The following is an 18,371-nucleotide window of genomic DNA, read 5'->3' as shown; positions in this document are numbered from 1 at the left end:
ACAGCTTTCCAAAGATAGGGGACGGTACCGGGTGTTTGCGTAGACCAAGCTCCCCGGACGGCTTTGTAGGAAGTCTACAAGCCGACGACGGCACCTGGGCAGGGTTCAGAGGCGGACGGCTGGCTTCTCGGGGGCTGCTTTTCCGGCCGGCGCCAGGCGTCCGACCACCAGTGCGGTCTGCAGTACGAACGCTTCGCGGGGCAGCATCGGGTCCCATCCGGTGACATCGCAGACCCGCCGCAGTCGGTAGCGGACCGTATTGGCGTGGACGAAGAGTTCGCGTGCCGTGGCCTCCAGGGAGTGACCCAGCGAGAGGTATGCGCTTAGGGTCTCGGCCAGCCCGTTGGAGGCACCCAGCAGGGGTGTGTAGATGCTTTCCACCAGGGCCTTGCGCGCGGTGTCATCCCCGGACATCACCCGCTCGGGCCACAGGTCGTCAGCTGCCACCGGGCGTGGGGCAGCCGGCCAGGCGCGGGCGGCGGTAAGTCCGGCAAACGCGGCCTGCGCGGACGGGCCGGCCTCGACCAGGGAGAGCGCGGGCGGGCCGTACACCACCGGACCCGGACCGAAGAGTTCGGACAGGCGGGTGTAGGAGAAAGCCTTGTCCTCCAGTCCGCCCAGGACCAGGATCAGCCGCTCGCCCTGGATCCCCACGAGGGTGTCTTCGGCCAGCCGGCCCGTGGCCCGGCGGAGTTCATTCACGAACGTGGCATTGGCTTCGGCAGGAGAACCGCCCACCATAACGGTGACCGGCGCCGCGGAGCTCCAACCGACGGCGGCGATCCGGGAGCGCAGCGCGTCGGAACTCTCGCCGCGCAGGATGGCGTCGACAACAAGGGCCTCCAGCCGGGTGTCCCAGGCACCCCGGGTTTCGGCCGCACGGGCATAGACGTCGGCGGCGGCGAAGGCCACTTCACGCGAATAGCGCAGCACCGCTTCGCGCAGCTTGGACTGGACCTCGCTGCCGGCCAGCTCCGGAACCCGGTCCTCGACCACTTGGACCACCACCCGGATCAGCTGGAGGGCCTTCTGCAGGCTGATCGAGCGGGTGAGCTCGGTTGGGGCGGTGCCGAAGACGTCGCTGAGCACCCAGGCGGGCGAGGCAGGACGCTGGTACCAGTTCACGAAGGACGCGATGCCCTTCTGCGCAACCATTCCCAGCGCCGAGCGCTCGTCCGGGCGCAGCCCCCGGTACCACGGCAGGGAAATGTCCAGCTGCTGCAGGGTGGCAGTCGAAAGCCTGCCGATATTCGCTTTCAGGCGCTCGACGGTGGGCTGGTCTGCTTCCGGCGGCGCTGAGGCAGCGGACGTATTGGGACGCACTGGCATACCTGCGAGCTTACGGCCTGCGCGAGTGAACCGCTATTTTGTGTGAAGGCTACAAGTTGGCTAGGCGGGTAGCTTGGGTTTTACGTCGTTTGTGTAGATACCTTCCAAGGTTGCGGACAGTTCCGTGAGAGTGGTTTTCACATCGGCCTGCTCCGTGAGGATCCTGCCGGCCGCCTTGGCGATCTCCTGGTCCGCTCCGGGCAGGAACACCCGGGCATAGTCCTGGTTCCGGGTGACGGCCAGCTGGTCGATGGCCGTTTGGATCTGCGGCGTCGCAGCCAGCACCTTCGTCATGTCCGCGGACTTGCGCACCGGCATGTAGCCCGTTGCCGCGGAGAACGCTGCGGTGTTTTCCGGGGAGGTCAGGAACTTCAGGAAAGTCGCGGCGGCGAGCTGCTGCTCGGGGCTAATGTCCTTCGGGATGCCCAGGCCGGCGCCGCCGGTGGGGCAGACTCCGGTGAGTTCCCGGCTGCCGCCGGGCATGAAGCCCACGCCGACGTCGAATGTTGCCGTCTTGAGGACACCCACGAGGTTCCCGGTGGAACCCACAGCCGCGGAGACGGCGCCTGCCGCCATGTCGGCGGTGGCATCCTTGGAGGACACACCGGCCCAGGCGTCCCGGTAAACAGTGTCCTGGACCTGCTGGATGGCGGTGACGGCCTCGTCCGAGGCCGCCGTAATGGTCCATTCGTCGCTCCAGGCCGCTCCCTCGCCCCAAAGCTGGTTCTGCAGGGTCCAGCCCGCATAGTCAATCAAGGCGGGGTGCTGGTAGACATGCTGGATGCCCGGCACCGCCGCCTTGATCTTCGGTGCCCACTCCGAGAACTCCTGCCAGGTCTCCGGTGCCCGGTTGGGCAGTCCGGCGGCGGCCCAGTGTTCCTTGTTGTAGTAGAAGAGGGGAGTGGAGCGGGCAAACGGGACGGCCCACTGCCGGCCGTCATACTTGTAGTCGCTGAACAGCTGGTCCCGGTAGTCGGCGGTGTCGAAGTCCAGCTGTTCCATCAGTGTGTCCAGCGGGATGATGGATTCGTTGAGGAAATAGCGGAACCACCAGACGTCGGAGAAGATGACGATTGCGGGAAGGTCGCCGCCCTGCTGGGTGGTTTGGAACTTCTGGGCCACCTCTTCGTAGTTGGATCCCGCGCTGACCATGGTGACGCGGATCGTGCTCTGGGAAGCGTTGAACTTTTCGATGATTTCGGTTTCAATTGCCTCGGACTGGCCCGGGTGGCTGGACCAAAAGGTGATCTCCGGGGCGGGGGTCACTCCGCTGAAGTCGAGTTCGTCCTCCTCGACGGGTGTGTCCGCCTCCGTGGACGGCCCGCCGCAGGCCGCCAGGGCGGCCGCGGAGGCGCCGGCAGCACTGAGGGACAGGAACAGGCGGCGGTTGAAGGCCGGCTTGGGTGCTGCTGACATGGAATGCCTTTCTGGAGTGCGGATGTTTTGCCGTGCGGTTTAGCCGGTGACGGAGCCCTGGGTCAGTCCGGCGACGATGTAGCGCTGCAGGGCTGCGAAGACCACCAGGATCGGAACCAGCACCAGGACCGCGCCGGCCATCATGATGCCCCAGCTGGCGGGATCTGACTCGGAATTCCGGAGCAGGGTCAGGCCCACCGGCAGGGTCATCATCTCGGGCCGGCTGACGATCACCAGCGGCCAGATGTACTCATTCCATTCGGTCACGATCGTGACCAGTCCCACGGTGGCGATGGTCGGCACCGAAATCGGGACCACGATCCGCCACAGGCGGGACCAGTGTCCCGCTCCGTCGATCTCCGCTGATTCCAGGATGGTGCCGGGCAGGGTAAGGAAATGCTGCCGCAGGAGGAAGGTCCCGAAGGCGGTCCCAAGTCCGGGCAGGATCATGCCCCAATACGTGTCGGCACCGCCCAGGGACGTTACGAGGATGTAGTTCGGCAGGATGGCCACCTGCGGCGGGACCATGAGGGCCACCAGGATGGCTACGAAAATCGCCCGCTTGAACGGGAACCTGATGAAGACCAGCGCGTACGCGGTGAGGATGGCAAGCACCACCTTGATGGAGGCGCCGGCGAGCGTGACGATCACGCTGTTGACGAAGAACCTGCCGAACGGCACCAGGGTCATGGCCTCCTGGTAGTTGCTGAAGTCCAGGGAGTCCGGCAGGACATCCAGGTCCGTTGTAACGATCTCGCCGGGCCCCTTGAAGGAGGACAGGACCATCCACATCAGGGGGAGGAATACCACCAGTGTGGTGAGGGCCAGGGGAACGTACCCCGTCACCAGGGTTTCGGTGATGTTTCGACGTGAGAGCGGGCCGTCGCCGGTGCGGCCGGGACCCTTGCTGCCGGGTGGTGTCGGCGCGGACACGGGGGCGGCGGGTGCGGGGACACTCATGAGTAGTGCACCTTTCGCTCGACGAACCGGAGCTGGAAGCCGGTGACCACCAGCAGCAGCACGAACAGGATCACTGAGACGGTGGCCGAATAGCCCGCCCGGTTGAATCCGCCGAAGGCCTGCAGATAGGCCTCGAAGATCAGGGTGTTCGTGCCGTTGCCCGTGGGGGTCATGATGCGGATCAGGTCAAAAGCCTGCAGCGAACTGAGCAGGGTGGTGATGAGCAGGAAGAAGGTTGTCGGGGAGAGCAGCGGCAGCGAAACACTGAAGAACCGCCGTGCCGCTCCCGCGCCGTCGAGCTGTGCGGCCTCGAGGACGTCGCGCGGAATCGACTGGAGGCCGGCAAGGTAGACCACCGCGCAGTAGCCCAGGTTCTTCCATACATAAACCAGGATGACCATGACCAGGGCCATGTCCGGGTTGTTGATCCATTCGGGGCTGCTGGCTCCGAAACCGCGCAGCACCCAGGCCAGTGCTCCGTAGACGGGGTCGAAAATGAACAACCAGACCAGGCCCACACCCACGCCGGACAGGACATACGGGGCAAAGACGGCTGCGCGGGCCAGGCTGGTGCCGCGGACTTTCAGGTTCAGCGCCAGCGAAACCAGCAGTCCGAGGAGCATCGATCCGCCGACGGTGAAGACCGTGAACACGGCCGTTACCGTCAACACGTCCCGGGCATCGGGAGAGGTGAAGAACGTGACGTAGTTTTCGATCCCGACCACCGTGGCTGTCTTGGCCCCAAGGGTCCAGTTCAGGGTGGAGTAGTAGATGTTGCTGAACAGCGGCCGGTAGGTGAATGCGGCAATCAGGATCAGGTTGGGCAGCGCAAAGGCCAGGAAGGTAAAAAAGTCCCTGCGGCTGCGGCCGGAAAAACGGCGGCGGCGGACCGGGGGGTTCCTGCCGGGCGGTGCGGCGGAGACCGGCGGCGACACAGTGGTCCTGGCCATCTTCCTCCTTTGGGCGAGGGTTCGACGTCGAACGAACAGCAAGCAGCCGTAGGGATGCGCGCCGATTGTGGGGAGCATAACGGCACGCAGGGAGAAAACGGAAAGGAACCGCCGTGGCGTGCGGCGGTTCCGTCATTTGTTACGGGCCGTGTCGTGGCCGCAAGGGACAGCGGTACTACGAGTGTTTTGGCAGGGACGTGGGATTCGGGCGGGATGGGCCGCCAAACGAAAGGGAACCGCCGCAGATGCGGCGGTTCCCTTTCATGTTCCCCGAGCTTCGGGGCCGGCGGATTGCTTAGGCGTCGCCGCCGGCGTTTCCGCTGGTGCCGGCGTTGACGTCCAGCAGGTGGTACTTCTCCATTGCCTCCTTGGGGGCATTGGCGTCGACTTCACCGCGGCGGGCGAGCATCTCCAATGCCCGCACCACCATCGAGTGGCTGTCGATCTTGAAGTACCGGCGTGCAGCTGCACGGGTGTCCGCGAAACCGAAGTCGTCGGCACCGAGGGTGGCGAATTCGTTCGGCAGGAACTGGCGGATCTGGTCCGGAACGGCCTTCATGTAGTCCGTCGAGGCAACAATCGGGCCGGTGGCACCGGCCAGCTGCTGGGTGACGAAGGGCACCCGCGGCTCAGAGCCGGGGTTCAGGAACGCTTCCTCCTCGGCGGCGAGGCCGTCGCGGCGGAGCTCGTTCCAGGAGGTCACGGACCAGACATCGGCCGAGACACCCCAGTCCTCGGCAAGGAGCTTCTGGGCTTCCAGTGCCCACGGCACGGCAACACCGGAGGCCAGCAGCTGCGTGCGGGGTCCGTCGATCTTTGCCGGTGCGAGCAGGTAGATGCCCTTGATGATGCCTTCCACGTCCAGGTCCTCGGGGGCCTTGGGCTGCTGGATCGGCTCGTTGTAGACCATGAGGTTGTAGATGACGTTCGGATCCTTGGAATCCGGGCCGTACATCTCCTCGAGGCCGTGGCGGATAATGTGTCCGATCTCGTAGCCGTACGCCGGATCGTAGGTCTTCACCGCGGGGTTGGTGGAGGCCAGGATCGGCGAGTGGCCGTCGGCATGCTGCAGGCCTTCACCGGTGAGGGTGGTGCGGCCGGCGGTAGCCGAGATCAGGAACCCGCGTGCCATCTGGTCGGTAGCCGCCCAGATGTAGTCGGCGGTGCGCTGGAAGCCGAACATCGAGTAGAACACGTAGACCGGGATCAGCGGCTCGCCGTGCGTGGCGTAGGACGTGCCCGCCGCGGTGAACGCCGCAATCGAGCCGGCCTCGTTGATGCCGACGTGCACAATCTGGCCCTGCGGGGATTCCTTGTAGGCCAGGACGAGGTCCCGGTCCACGGACAGGTAGTTCTGCCCCTTGGGGTTGTAGATCTTGGCCGTCGGGAAGAACGAGTCCATGCCGAAGGTACGGGCCTCATCGGGGATGATCGGCACAATGCGCTTGCCGAACTCCTTGTCCCGCATCAGGTCCTTGAGCAGGCGGACGAAGGCCATGGTGGTGGCGGCCAGCTGCTTGCCGGAACCCCGGTTGGCTACTTCGTAGGCCTTCTCGTCCGGAAGGTGGACGGGTTCGTGCTTCACCCGGCGTTCAGGGACGTTGCCGCCCAGTTCGCGCCGGCGTTCCAGCATGTACTTGATCTCGGGGGCATCCGCTCCCGGGTTGTAGTACGGCGGCTGGTACGGGTCGGCTTCGAGCTGCTCGTCGCTGATCGGGATCCGCAGGTGGTCGCGGAAAGCCTTCAGGTCATCAAGCGTGAGCTTCTTCATCTGGTGGGTCGCGTTGCGGCCCTCGAAGTGCGTGCCCAGGCCGTAACCCTTGACCGTGTGGGCCAGGATGACCGTCGGCGCGCCCTTGAATTCCGTGGCTGCCTTGTACGCGGCGTAAACCTTGCGGTAATCGTGGCCGCCGCGCTTGAGGTTCCAGATTTCCTCGTCGGTCAGGTTGGCAACGAGTTCCTTGGTCTCCGGGGTCTTGCCGAAGAAGTGGTCGCGCACAAATCCGCCGGACTCGGCCTTATAGGTCTGGTAGTCGCCGTCGGGGGTGGCATTCATGATGTCCACCAGCGAGCCGTCCTTGTCGCGCTGGAGCAGGTCATCCCACTCGCGGCCCCAGACAACCTTGATGACATTCCAGCCTGCGCCCCGGAAGAAGGCTTCCAGTTCCTGCATGATCTTGCCGTTGCCGCGGACCGGGCCGTCGAGGCGCTGCAGGTTGCAGTTGATCACAAAGGTCAGGTTGTCGAGCTTGTCATTGGCGGCGAGCTGGAGCAGGCCGCGCGATTCGGGCTCGTCCATCTCTCCGTCGCCAAGGAACGCCCACACATGCTGCTGGGAAGTGTCCTTGATGCCGCGGTTCTGCAGGTAGCGGTTGGACTGTGCCTGGTAGATGGCGTTCATGGGACCAATGCCCATGGAAACCGTCGGGAATTCCCAGAAATCCGGCATGCTGCGCGGATGCGGGTAGGAGGACAGTGCATGCCCCTCGCGGGACTTCTCCTGGCGGAAGCCGTCCATGTCCTCTTCGGACAGGCGGCCTTCGAGGAAGGCGCGGGCATACATGCCGGGGGAGGCGTGACCCTGGAAGTAAATCTGGTCTCCGCCGCCCGGGTGGTCCTTGCCCCGGAAGAAGTGGTTCATGCCCACTTCGTACAGGGTCGCTGCTCCGGCGTACGTGGAAATATGGCCGCCTACGCCGATGCCCGGGCGCTGGGCCCGGTGCACCATGATGGCGGCGTTCCAACGCAGCCAGGCGCGGTATCGCCGTTCGATTTCCTCGTCGCCGGGGAATTCAGGTTCCTGGTCAACCGGAATGGTGTTGACGTAGTCGGTGGTGGTTACCATCGGCACGCCCACGCTCTGGGCACCGGCACGCTGGAGCAGTGAACGCATTATGTACTGCGCGCGTTCAGTGCCCTGCGAACGGATCAGCTCGTCGAGCGATTCGATCCATTCTGCGGTTTCCTCAGGATCACGGTCCGGTAGCTGGTTGGTTAACCCGCTCAGGATGTCCGTTGTGTCTTCTGCGGCCACGGCCAACCTCTCTCATGTACAGATTGTGTCTGCGACATTCTTTCTGTGGTATCCGGCCGGTGTCCGCCGGATCTTCGCTTGCGCGTATGCGCGCCTCGGCGCCCCTTTTTATCCACTCTAGTCCCGAGCAGCCGTTGTTGCGTAGCCTGCACGGCTGTCATCGCTGACGGCGTAGACCCCGGAACCCTTGAAGCCTGCGGGTTTTAGGTGTTTGGTTGAGTCGGAGACAGCGCAGATCAGGCAAATGTGTGATTCCCTTGTATTCATGCAGTCAACCAGGAGGAGTGAAGTGAGCGAGGCCGAGGCCGTCACTGAAGAAAACGTGGCGAGCAGATTGGGTTTCAAGGACGGGGACCTGGTTCAGGAGTACGGCTACGACGAGGATGTGGACTTCGACTTCCGTGAGGACCTTGAGGACCTCATCGGCGGCGAGTTGCTTACTGAAGACGACCACGATGTTGTGGACGGCGTCATCCTCTGGTGGCGGGCCGACGACGGCGACCTCGTGGACGCGTTGGTCGATTCCCTGACCACGCTCGACGACGGCGGCGTTGTCTGGGTTCTGACTCCGAAGTCCGGGCGTGAGGGCTACGTTCCTCCTGCCGACATCGAGGAAGCGGCCCCCACAGCGGGACTGCACGTCACCACTTCCCCGGGCGTCACCGAGGACTGGGCTGCAACCCGCCTGGTGAGCCGACGCAAGAAGTGACTGCGCACCTGCTCACGGCAGGTGCTGCTGTTCCGGACTTCTGCCTTCCCAACCAGTTCGGCGAAGAGGTCCGGCTGGACGGTCTGCGGGGTGCCGGCGTCGTGCTGGTCTTTTTCCCGTTCGCGTTCTCCCAGGTTTGCCGGGGCGAGCTCGCGGAGCTGCAGTCCGAACGTGCCCTTTTCGACGGCGCCGGCGTGCGCCTGCTGGCAGTATCCTGTGACTCGAAATACACCCTGCGCGCCTGGGCCGAGCAGGAAGGCTTCGGTTTCGACCTGCTTTCCGATTTCTGGCCGCACGGCGAGACGGCACGGGCCTTTGGGGCTTTTGACGCAGGCAAGGGGCTGGCGGAACGCGCCAGCTTTGTAATGGACGGGGAGGGCACCCTCCGCGCATGCATCCGTTCCGACCCGGGCGCAGCGCGTCCGCTCGAGCAGTACCGTACTGCTTTGGAGGCACTGTGAGCGAGCAGCAGCCGAAGGACTCCCGCCCGGGCCTCGGCCTCACGGGTTTTGCCAGCGGCCATGCCCTCGAGTCCGTTCCGGCACCCACCGAGGCGGAGCTGCGGCTCCTCGAGCGCGCCGTCGGCTATCTGGGCGGGCAGCGGCTGGCGCTGCTGACCGGTGCCGGGCTGAGCACGGACTCCGGCATCCCGGACTACCGCGGGCCCGACGCGCCGCCCCGGAATCCGCTGACCTACCAGCAGTTTGTCGGCGATCCGGACCTCCGCCGCCGGTACTGGGCCCGCAACCACATTGGCTGGCACCATCTGCGCCACGCGGTGCCCAACCCCGGCCATGCGGCCGCGGTGGTCCTGGAACGGCGGGGGCTGCTCTCGGGCCTGATCACCCAGAACGTGGACCGGCTCCACACGGACGCCGGCAGCGTCAACGTCATCGACCTGCACGGGCGTTACGACCATGTGGTCTGCCTGAACTGCCGTTCCGGCTTTTCCCGTTCCGAGGTTGCCGGGCTGCTGCAGGAGCTGAACCCCGGTTATCTGGAGCAGGTGCGGCTCGACGGCGGGATCGCCCCGGATGCCGACGCGGACATCGCCGATACCGAGAGCTTCGTCGTTGCGGACTGTCCCGTCTGCGGTGGAATGCTGAAACCGGACTTCGTGTACTTCGGCGAGAACGTCCCCAAGGACCGCGTGGCCCGGGCCTTCTCGATGGTGGACGACGCCGGTGCCCTGCTGGTGGCGGGTTCCTCACTGACCGTGATGAGCGGGCTGCGCTTTGTCCGGTACGCGGCCAAGGCCGGCAAACCGGTGGTCATCATCAACCGGGGGTCCACGCGGGGGGATCCGCTGGCCACCCTGAAGATCGATATGGGAGTCAGCACGGCCCTGACCTGGCTGGCCGAAAACCTCCCGGACCTGCCGGCCGGAGGGCAGAACGGCGCCGATTAGGCATCCGGCGCGGTCTTACGGTAATGTAGTTCCTCGTGATGCAGGGCCTGCGGAGAAGTTTCTGACGGCCGGGCAACATGTCTTGGGTCTTTAGCTCAGCTGGTAGAGCGCCACGTTTACACCGTGGATGTCATCGGTTCGATCCCGGTAGGACCCACCAGAGAAGCCGCCGTTACTTTCCGCAGATGTGGAAGGCAACGGCGGCTTTTGGTTTAACCGCACAGACGTACGGGACGAGTGGGGTTGATGGCAAAGGAATTCCAGGCGCGGAAGCGCGTTGGTGCGGCGCTTGCCGTAATGATCCTGCTGGGCGGCTGCTCGGCGCCGGACGACGCTCCGCAGGTACCACCAACAGCAGAGCAAGGCACAGGCAGCACCGCGGAGACAGGGGCGCCGGAATCGATTGCAGCCGCCCTGGACGTGATGGCCGGGGACAGGCGGGAAGATTTTTCCGTGGCCCTCCAAGACAACCGCACCGGGGAATCCTGGATTGAAAACCCGGATGGACGGTACCTCGAAGCAAGCCTGGTGAAGGTCCCCATCCTCCTGACCCTGGTCCGCCAGGCCACCGAAGAGCAGCGCAGCTTCACGGCGGAGGAAGAAAACCTGGCAACGCTGATGATCGAATACAGCGACAACGAAGCCACCAGCGAGCTGTACGGCCGGCTGGGGGGCCGGGAGGAACTGAACCGTACCTATGAGCTCATTGGGGTGGAGGATACGGAAGCCGGGGAAGTCTGGGGAGCCGGCGAAACCACTGCAGGGGACCAGCTGCGTATTGCCCGGACGGTGGCCTGCGGTGCCGACTGGCTGGACCCGGACCTGATGGCGTTCGCCGTCGGACTCATGGAAAACGTCTGCCCGGAGCAGAACTGGGGGATCAATGCGGGGGTGCAGGCACCCGATGCCGAGGTGGCACTGAAGAACGGCTGGCTGCAGGATGACGACGCCGTGTGGAACGTGGGCAGCGCCGGGTTCGTCCGGGCCGGAGACAGTGACTACAGCATTGTTGTGCTCAGTTCCCGGAACTCCACGCTCGAGGAGGGGATCGGGATTATCGAAGGCGTTGCCTCGGTGATCAACGGCTACGAAGATGGGGCCTGATCCCGCGACCCGGGCCCCTGTGGCGGCCGGACGCCGAAGAAGCATAGGCTGGAGCGTGAACACGGCGCAATGATCCTGTGCCGTCCCCGTGCCCGCCGGGCACCCGAACCATCCTTGGAGAGAACTTGAGTGCACAAATTGGTGTAACCGGCCTTGCCGTCATGGGTGCAAACCTCGCCCGCAATCTCGCCCGCAACGGTTACACGGTGGCCCTGCACAACCGTTCCATCGAGAAAACGGATGCCCTGCTTTCCGCCCACGGCGATGAGGGGGACTTCATCCGCACCGAGACGCTGCAGGAACTGGTCGACTCACTGGAGAAACCGCGCCGCGTACTGATCATGGTCAAGGCCGGAGCGCCGGTGGACTCGGTGATCGGCCAGCTGGTTCCGCTGCTGGAGCCGGGCGACATCGTGATCGACGGCGGCAACTCGCATTTCGAAGACACCCGCCGCCGCGAGGCCGCCCTGGCCGAGAAGGACCTGCACTTTGTCGGCGTCGGCGTGTCCGGCGGTGAAGAGGGAGCCCTCCTGGGCCCCTCCATCATGCCCGGCGGTTCCCGCGAGTCCTACGATTCCCTGGGCCCGATGCTGGAGAAAATCGCGGCGAAGTACGACGGCGAGCCCTGCTGCACCTGGATCGGCACCGACGGGGCCGGCCACTTTGTGAAGATGGTGCACAACGGCATCGAATACGCGGACATGCAGGTGATCGGCGAGGCCTACGACCTGCTGCGCTCCGCCGCCGGCATTGAACCGGCCGAGCAGGCCAAGATCTTCAACGAGTGGAACACCGGCCAGCTCAGCTCCTTCCTGATCGAAATCACCGCGGAGGTCCTGGGCCATGTGGACGCCCGGACCGGGAAACCGTTCGTGGACGTAGTGGTGGACTCCGCCGGGCAGAAAGGCACCGGACGCTGGACGGTCGTCTCCGGCCTGGACCTGGGTTCCCCGGTTTCGGCCATCGCCGAGTCGGTCTTCGCCCGCGCACTGTCCTCCCAGCGCGGACAACGCGAGGTTGCACAGCACACGCTCCAGGGCGAGGAAACCGCCGTCGAGCTTCCCGATACGTTCGTCGACGATGTGCGGCAGGCCCTCTACGCCTCCAAGCTGGTCAGCTACGCGCAGGGCATTGACATGCTTAACGCTGCAGCCAAGGAATACGGCTGGGAACTGAAGCTGGACGAGATCGCCTCGCTGTGGCGTGCCGGCTGCATCATCCGCGCGGAACTGCTGGACGACATCATGAAGGCCTACGCCGGCAGCGAAGCTCCCGCGAACCTGCTGTTCGCCCCGGCGTTCGCGGAGTCGATCGCCGCAGCCGTCCCGGCCTGGCGCCGCGTGGTCTCCGTCGCCGTGCAGCTGGGCATTCCCGTGCCGGTGTTCTCCTCCTCGCTGGCCTACTACGACGGCCTGCGCCGCAAGCGGCTTCCGGCCGCACTGACGCAGGGCCTGCGGGACCTGTTCGGTGCACACACCTACCACCGGGTCGACGCCGAAGGAACCTTCCACACCATGTGGGGCGAAGACCGCGCCGAGGTCGAGGCAGTGGACACCCACTAAGAAACCCAACGGGTACTAAAAAGGTCCGCAGCTGATGCTGCGGACCTTTTTAGTGAGCTGTTCCGGCTAGATGTAAATGGCCGGATCGATGTATTCGGCCGGGTCCACCGCGGGCTGGGTCATCTTGGTGTCCCGATGCCGCCACTTGGCCGGAATGCCGGTGATGATCGAATCCGCCGGGGCATCCTTGACCACCACGGCGTTGGCTCCCACCGCACTGTTCGCACCAATGGTCACCGGCCCCAGGATCTTTGCTCCCGCGCCTACGGTGACGCCGTCGCAGATGGTCGGGTGGCGCTTGACTTTGGCCAGCGAACGGCCGCCCAGGGTCACCCCGTGGTAAAGCATGACGTCGTTGCCGATCTCCGCCGTCTCGCCGATGACCACCCCCATGCCGTGGTCGATAAAGAACCGGCGGCCGATGGTCGCTCCGGGGTGGATTTCGATGCCGGTGGCGAAACGGGTCACCTGCGAGAGCACGCGGGCCGGGAACCGCAGCGGCGGCCGAGCCCACATGCGGTGCGTCAGCCGGTGCATCCAGATGGCATGCAGGCCGGAGTAGACAACGAGGTTTTCGAGCGAGCCTCTGGCCGCCGGATCGTGCGATGCGGCGGCGTCGAGGTCTTCGCGCAGTCGGGCTAACAGACTCACAGAGAACTTTCTGCTCGGATGGTCCGTCCAGCAGGGACGGAACGCGGACTAACCGCGGATGTCGTCGTACAGGACCGTGGAGATGTAGCGTTCTCCGAAGTCGCAGACGGTGGCAACAATCAGCTTACCGGCGTTCTCTTCGCGCTTGGCGAGTTCCAGTGCAGCCCAGACGATGGCACCGGAGGAGATACCGCCGAGGATGCCCTCCTGGGTGCCCAGTGCGCGGGCCGTGGCTACGGAATCCTCGATGGAGGCGTCAAAGACCTCGTCGTAGACGGTGGTGTCCAGGATCTCGGGGACGAAGTTGGCACCGATGCCCTGGATCTTGTGGGGTCCGGGGGATCCGCCGTTGAGGATGGCGGAGTCCTTGGGCTCTACGGCCACGATCTTCACGTCCGGCTTGCGTTCCTTCAGGACCTGCCCGACGCCGGTGATGGTGCCGCCGGTGCCGATGCCGGCCACGAAGATGTCCACCTTTCCATCGGTGTCGGCCCAGATTTCCTCGGCGGTGGTGGCGCGGTGTACGGCCGGGTTCGCTTCGTTGGCGAACTGCTGCGCCCAGATGGCGTTTTCAGTGGTGGCCACGATTTCCTTGGCCTTGTCCACTGCTCCGCGCATGCCTTCGGCGCCGGGGGTGAGGACAATCTCCGCACCGTAGGCGCGGAGCATGACACGGCGTTCCGTGGACATGGTTTCGGGCATGGTGAGGATCACCTTGTAGCCGCGGGCAGCGCCCACCATGGCCAGGGCGATGCCGGTATTGCCGGAGGTGCCCTCCACGATGGTGCCGCCGGGCTGAAGCGCGCCGGCCTTCTCGGCGGCGTCGACAATGGCTACGCCGATCCGGTCCTTGACGCTGTTGGCCGGGTTGTAGAACTCCAGCTTCACGGCCACCTGGGCGGGAAGCCCCTCGGCAAGCCGGTTCAGGCGGACCAGCGGGGTACCGCCTACGAGCTGGGTTACATCGTCATAAATACGAGCCATGGTTTCCTCTATTCCTTCAACATTGCTTTAAAAAGCCGGACTCAGGTATGCCCGTTCCAGCCTATCGGCGCGGCCGGACAGCCCTAGTCCTGAAGCCATTCGGAGTAATACTTGCGGGCCTTGGCCAGCTTCGGATTAATAATCACCTGACAGTAACCCTGGCCGGGGTGCTTGGCGTAGAAATCCTGGTGGAAATCCTCCGCCGGGTAAAACCGGGGAAGGGGCACGATCTCGGTGACGATCGGGTCCTTCCAGTTCTCCCGGGCACGCTCAATCGCAGCTTCGAATTCCTTGCGCTGATCCTCGTCCCGGTAGAACATCGAGGACCGGTACTGGGTGCCGACGTCGTAGCCCTGTCGGTTCAGGGTGGTGGGATCATGCTGCGAGAAGAACATGTCCAGGATGACTTCCGGGGGGATCATGTCCTCGTCAAAGGTCACGGCCACTACTTCTGCGTGCCCGGTGATCCCGGCGCTCACGCTGTCATAGTCCGGGTTGTCCACCGCGCCCCCTGTGTAGCCGGAAACTACGTCGGTTACGCCGCGGACCTTGCGGTAAAGAGCATCGAGGCACCAAAAGCAGCCTCCGCCTAATACATACGTCTTCATGCCCTTAACAAGGCATCACGTCCCGCTTTGATTCCCGATGTCCGGCAACCGGGTGCGGCGGTGTTCGTTCCGTCACGGCAGGCGCGGCGGAATTGAGCACGGCAACGGCAGCGGGTAGAACTAAAGTCATGGAAGCGGATCACCCCCACGAGCGCGCCGGCGCAGACACTGAACCTGACCAGGCCACCGGCGGCAGCGACACACCCACCCTTGGCGACGTACTGCTGGCAGCCGAAGAACTCTGGCCCGAATCACTGGCCGAGGACTGGGACGCGCCCGGCCTTGTTGCAGGCCGCGGCGACCGGGAGGTCCGGCGGATCCTGTTCGCGGTTGATCCCACCCGTGAAGTCATCGACGAGGCCCTTGAATGGGGAGCGGACCTGCTCGTGACCCATCACCCCCTGCTGCTGAAACCGGTCAACTCCGTAGCTGCCAACTCGTTCAAGGGCGAGACAGTGCACCGGCTGATCGAGGGCGGCTGCGCCCTGTTGACGGTGCACACCAACGGCGACAGCGCCGTCGGGGGCGTGTCCGACGTGCTCGCAGACGCCTTCGGGCTCCGGAACGTCACGCCGCTGGTTCCCGCTGCGGAAGGCCTGCCCGAAGAGGGGATCGGCCGGGTCGGGGATCTTCCCGAGATGCTTTCGCTGGCGGACTTCGCCGAACGCGTCTTCAGCCTCCTGCCCGCCGTCGCCGGCGGCGTCCGCGTGGCGGGCGACCCGCAGGGCCTGGTCCGCCGGGTGGCCGTCTGCGGCGGAGCCGGTGACAGCCTGTTCGACGCCGTCCGGGCCCAGCGCGCCGACGTCTACGTCACCGCGGACCTGCGCCACCACCCGGCGTCGGAACTGCGGGAGCGTGCCCTTGCCGGAAACGGCCGTCCGTACCTCATGGACGTCTCCCACTTCGGCAGCGAATGGCTGTGGCTGACGCCGGCCGCGAACGCCCTCGAAAACGTCCTGACGGACCAGGGCTTCGCCGCTGACGTGCGCGTCAGCGGCGTGAACACAGATCCGTGGGACTTCGTACTGACGCCGTAGGCTGAAGTGATCCCCGGCGGTGGCATAGGCTTAGGAGAGCCGGGCCAGGCAGGCCCGGATATACACGGAGGTAACCGGTGGCAAAAGCATCGCCCGCGGAGCAGCTGAGGCTGCTGGATCTGCAGGCCCTGGACAGCAGGATCAAGTCCCTGCGCAATCAGGCCCGCAACGTTAGCAACAATCCCGAGATCGCGTCCCTGGCCGGTGCCGTCGCCGCAGCTGAAAGCGCACGCGTGGCAGCCGGCACGGAAGTGGCCGACATTGAACGTGAGCTCACCCGCGCCGAAGCGGACGTAGCGTCCGTGGTTGCACGGATGGCCCGCGACCAGCAGCACCTGGACAGCGGCAAGGGCGGCTCCAAGGAGCTCACGGCGCTGCAGGCGGAAATCGTGTCCCTCGAACGCCGCCGGTCCGACCTTGAAGACGTCGAACTCGATGTGATGGAACGGCTCGAGGCTGCCCGCACCCGCGAAGCCGAAGCCGGTGAAGCACTGACATCCCTGCACGAGAAGCGCCGGGAACTGGAGGAGAAGCGCGACGCCGAACTCGCCGTCATTGCCGCGGACCGTTCCGACGCCGAAGCCCGCCGCGCAGAGCTTGCCGACAGCTTCGATACCGCGTTGCTTGCCGTCTACGAAAAGACCCTGTCAAAGCACGGCATCGGCGCCGCCCGGCTCTTCCACGGCACCTCCGAGGGATCGGGTATGCAGCTGAGCCCCGGTGACCTTGCCGACATCCGCAAGGCCGCGGAAGACGAGATTGTGTTCTGCCCGGATTCGGGCTGCATCCTGGTCCGCTCTGCCGAGTGGGGCAGCTAAGCGGTGACATTGTTTGACCCGGAGCCCGACTCCGGCGAGGAACCCCGCCGTGCCTCCGCCGGCAGCTCCCGGCGGACCCTGATTGTGGAAGCCGACGGGGGGTCGCGGGGCAATCCGGGTATCGCCGGTTACGGCGCGCTGGTCCGCGATCCTGACTCCGGCCGCATCCTGGCTGAAAAGGCCGAATACGTGGGCCGGGTGTCCAATAACGTTGCCGAGTATTCAGGCCTTATCGCGGCCCTGGAGTTGGCGCACAGCATCGACCCGGACTGCTGGATCCTGGCGAAGATGGATTCCAAGCTCGTGGTCGAGCAGATGAGCGGCCGCTGGAAGATCAAGCATGCCGACATGCAGAAACTTGCGGCGAAGGCACGTTCGATCGTCAATCCGCAGCGGGTGAAATACCAGTGGATTCCGCGGGAACTGAACAAGGACGCGGACCGGTTGTCCAATGAGGCCATGGACGCCGGCACGGCCGGTGTTCCGTGGAAGCCGCGCGCCGGTGCGGAGACCAAGGCAGCCGCCGCCGCGGCGGTACTCGAAGCGGCGTCGTCTCCTGCTCCTGCGGCCGCCCCCACGGGACGGCTGCATCACACGGAGATCTGGGTCAACGATTTCGCTGCGGCCGAAAAGTCCCTGGGCTGGCTGCTGGAACGGGTGGGCTACGTCCGGAAGGACACCTGGACCACCGGTGCAAGCTGGCAGGGCGCCGAGGGCTACATAGTGCTCGAGGAAGGCCCCGACGTCGAACGGGGTCCCTATTCCCGGAAGCGGGCCGGACTGAACCACCTCGCGTTCTGCGCCGGTTCGGAGGCCGACGTCGAACTCCTGGCACGGCGTGCGGCCAGCCACGGCTGGACCCTGATGTTCGCGGACCGGCATCCCCACGCCGGGGGAGCGGAGCACTACGCCGCCTATCTGGAAAACGAAGAGGGCTTCGAAGTGGAACTGGTGGCCGGCTAGGGCGCTATCCGGCCAGGATGAGGTTGAGCTGGTACGGCTTCCGGCCTGCCGGGGCCACCAGCTCGGTCTCCCACTTTTCCTGTGCAGCAGCCAGCAGTTCCTGCGGTGTCGCAGGCTCCGTGCCGGTGCGCAGGAGCAGATGGCGGGCCAGCTCGCCGCGGGTGTGCTTGGCGAAGTGCGAAACCACTTTGCGTTGGCCGTCGCGGACGGTGAATACGTTAACCGCCGCCGTGCGCTGCGGATCCGGCGTCCAAGCCGCCGCATAGGTGCTGGAACGGCAGTCCACCACCAGTGAATCCCCGGCGTACTCGTCCAGTGGACCGGTCAGGTGCTGCTTCCAGAAGGCGGCAAGGCGCCCGGTCTCCGGAAGCCGCACTGACATCGAGAGCCGGTACGCCGGAATCGGATCCGCAAAGCCGAGGGCACCCCACAGAGCGGACATCACCAGCACGGCATCGTCTGCACGCCGCTGCACTGCCGGCGGAAGCGACGCGTAGCCCAGCGCGTCGTACAACACACCCGTGTAGACCCGGTGAGCAGGCGCGCAGGGCTCATTGTCCAGGGCGGTATTGCGCCGTACCTCCGGGGCAAGGGTTGCACCCACCCCTAGGACCGCCAGGGCATCCTCGGAGCTGCTGGCTTCGGCCAGGGCCTTGAGTACCAGCGCGCGGGGTTCGGAAAGCAGCGGGAAATGCAGCCGGGACGGGTCCAGGACCGGCCCGGACACTGCGGGGGTTTTTCCTTCGGAGGGCGGGAGCAGAATCAGCACCGGTTAATCCTACGCGAGCCGGCCGCTGCAGGCTCCGGACAGGGGCAGTGCCTGCGGGACGGTAGAGTT

17 protein-coding genes and 1 tRNA gene are annotated in these 18,371 nt (G+C 65.3%); 9 read left to right on the top strand and 9 right to left on the bottom strand.

Annotation, left to right across the window (positions count from 1 at the left end; genetic code table 11):
- Nucleotides 1-105: 105 nt before the first annotated feature.
- The 5 genes from N2K99_RS10470 to aceE form a co-directional block, all read right to left on the bottom strand.
- A complete protein-coding gene (locus N2K99_RS10470) occupies nucleotides 106-1,329 on the bottom strand; it encodes a CdaR family transcriptional regulator (protein ID WP_227923715.1) in 1,224 nt (407 codons plus the stop codon).
- A 60-nt stretch (nucleotides 1,330-1,389) separates the two neighbouring features.
- On the bottom strand, nucleotides 1,390-2,745 hold the full coding sequence (locus tag N2K99_RS10465; protein WP_227933709.1) for an ABC transporter substrate-binding protein: 1,356 nt from the start codon (nucleotides 2,743-2,745) through the stop codon (nucleotides 1,390-1,392).
- Nucleotides 2,746-2,784: 39 nt separating this feature from the next.
- Complete coding sequence (locus N2K99_RS10460) at nucleotides 2,785-3,705, bottom strand: carbohydrate ABC transporter permease (RefSeq protein WP_227923719.1); 921 nt, start codon at nucleotides 3,703-3,705, stop codon at nucleotides 2,785-2,787.
- Complete coding sequence (locus tag N2K99_RS10455; protein ID WP_227933708.1) at nucleotides 3,702-4,655, bottom strand: carbohydrate ABC transporter permease; 954 nt, start codon at nucleotides 4,653-4,655, stop codon at nucleotides 3,702-3,704. Before N2K99_RS10455 ends, N2K99_RS10460 begins: the two co-directional genes overlap by 4 nt.
- A gap of 295 nt (nucleotides 4,656-4,950) precedes the next feature.
- Nucleotides 4,951-7,695, bottom strand: coding sequence for a pyruvate dehydrogenase (acetyl-transferring), homodimeric type (gene aceE, locus N2K99_RS10450; protein ID WP_231709533.1), 2,745 nt, complete (start codon nucleotides 7,693-7,695; stop codon nucleotides 4,951-4,953).
- 283 nt (nucleotides 7,696-7,978) lie between these two features.
- Here aceE and N2K99_RS10445 point away from each other — a divergent pair, with 283 nt between their 5' ends.
- From N2K99_RS10445 to gndA, 6 genes are all read left to right on the top strand, one after another.
- Nucleotides 7,979-8,398, top strand: a complete 420-nt coding sequence (locus N2K99_RS10445; RefSeq protein WP_227923726.1) for a DUF3052 domain-containing protein — start codon at nucleotides 7,979-7,981, stop codon at nucleotides 8,396-8,398.
- Nucleotides 8,395-8,859, top strand: coding sequence for a peroxiredoxin (locus N2K99_RS10440; RefSeq protein WP_227933707.1), 465 nt, complete (start codon nucleotides 8,395-8,397; stop codon nucleotides 8,857-8,859). The genes N2K99_RS10445 and N2K99_RS10440 overlap by 4 nt, the downstream gene beginning before the upstream one ends.
- Entirely contained in the window at nucleotides 8,856-9,806 is a 951-nt protein-coding gene (locus N2K99_RS10435; protein ID WP_227933706.1) for an NAD-dependent protein deacetylase, read from the top strand. The genes N2K99_RS10440 and N2K99_RS10435 overlap by 4 nt, the downstream gene beginning before the upstream one ends.
- An 84-nt stretch (nucleotides 9,807-9,890) precedes the next feature.
- Nucleotides 9,891-9,966: transfer RNA gene (locus N2K99_RS10430), tRNA-Val, on the top strand.
- Nucleotides 9,967-10,052: 86 nt separating this feature from the next.
- Nucleotides 10,053-10,910 (top strand): serine hydrolase, encoded by an 858-nt coding sequence (locus N2K99_RS10425; RefSeq protein WP_227933705.1) that lies wholly within the window; start codon nucleotides 10,053-10,055, stop codon nucleotides 10,908-10,910.
- Between the two features lie 125 nt (nucleotides 10,911-11,035).
- Nucleotides 11,036-12,472 carry an NADP-dependent phosphogluconate dehydrogenase gene (gene gndA, locus N2K99_RS10420; protein ID WP_227933704.1) on the top strand — a complete coding sequence of 479 codons (1,437 nt, stop codon included), beginning with the start codon at nucleotides 11,036-11,038 and terminating at the stop codon, nucleotides 12,470-12,472.
- Nucleotides 12,473-12,538: 66 nt separating this feature from the next.
- Here gndA and epsC read toward each other — a convergent pair whose 3' ends face one another.
- The 3 genes from epsC to msrA all read right to left on the bottom strand — a co-directional run bounded on the left by epsC (nucleotide 12,539) and on the right by msrA (nucleotide 14,715).
- The gene (gene epsC / locus N2K99_RS10415; RefSeq protein WP_227923736.1) at nucleotides 12,539-13,123 is read right to left on the bottom strand and encodes a serine O-acetyltransferase EpsC; all 585 of its coding nucleotides are present in this window, start codon (nucleotides 13,121-13,123) and stop codon (nucleotides 12,539-12,541) included.
- Nucleotides 13,124-13,171: 48 nt separating this feature from the next.
- Complete coding sequence (gene cysK, locus N2K99_RS10410; protein ID WP_227923738.1) at nucleotides 13,172-14,107, bottom strand: cysteine synthase A; 936 nt, start codon at nucleotides 14,105-14,107, stop codon at nucleotides 13,172-13,174.
- Between the two features lie 83 nt (nucleotides 14,108-14,190).
- Nucleotides 14,191-14,715, bottom strand: a complete 525-nt coding sequence (gene msrA, locus N2K99_RS10405) for a peptide-methionine (S)-S-oxide reductase MsrA (protein ID WP_227923740.1) — start codon at nucleotides 14,713-14,715, stop codon at nucleotides 14,191-14,193.
- 128 nt (nucleotides 14,716-14,843) lie between these two features.
- Here msrA and N2K99_RS10400 point away from each other — a divergent pair, with 128 nt between their 5' ends.
- The 3 genes from N2K99_RS10400 to N2K99_RS10390 all read left to right on the top strand — a co-directional run bounded on the left by N2K99_RS10400 (nucleotide 14,844) and on the right by N2K99_RS10390 (nucleotide 17,533).
- Nucleotides 14,844-15,752 (top strand): Nif3-like dinuclear metal center hexameric protein, encoded by a 909-nt coding sequence (locus tag N2K99_RS10400; RefSeq protein WP_227933703.1) that lies wholly within the window; start codon nucleotides 14,844-14,846, stop codon nucleotides 15,750-15,752.
- A 77-nt stretch (nucleotides 15,753-15,829) separates the two neighbouring features.
- Nucleotides 15,830-16,570 (top strand): zinc ribbon domain-containing protein, encoded by a 741-nt coding sequence (locus tag N2K99_RS10395; protein ID WP_227923745.1) that lies wholly within the window; start codon nucleotides 15,830-15,832, stop codon nucleotides 16,568-16,570.
- 3 nt (nucleotides 16,571-16,573) lie between these two features.
- The gene (locus tag N2K99_RS10390; protein ID WP_308036394.1) at nucleotides 16,574-17,533 is read left to right on the top strand and encodes a reverse transcriptase-like protein; all 960 of its coding nucleotides are present in this window, start codon (nucleotides 16,574-16,576) and stop codon (nucleotides 17,531-17,533) included.
- A 4-nt stretch (nucleotides 17,534-17,537) separates the two neighbouring features.
- Here the strand turns inward: N2K99_RS10390 and N2K99_RS10385 are convergent, their stop codons facing one another.
- Nucleotides 17,538-18,302: a YaaA family protein gene (locus tag N2K99_RS10385; protein WP_227933702.1), complete on the bottom strand. Its 765-nt coding sequence runs from the start codon at nucleotides 18,300-18,302 to the stop codon at nucleotides 17,538-17,540.
- Between the last annotated feature and the right edge of the window lie 69 nt (nucleotides 18,303-18,371).

Source organism: Arthrobacter sp. zg-Y1110 (assembly GCF_025244865.1).
Taxonomy (GTDB): domain Bacteria; phylum Actinomycetota; class Actinomycetes; order Actinomycetales; family Micrococcaceae; genus Arthrobacter_B.
This window is presented reverse-complemented; position numbering and strand designations above follow the sequence as displayed.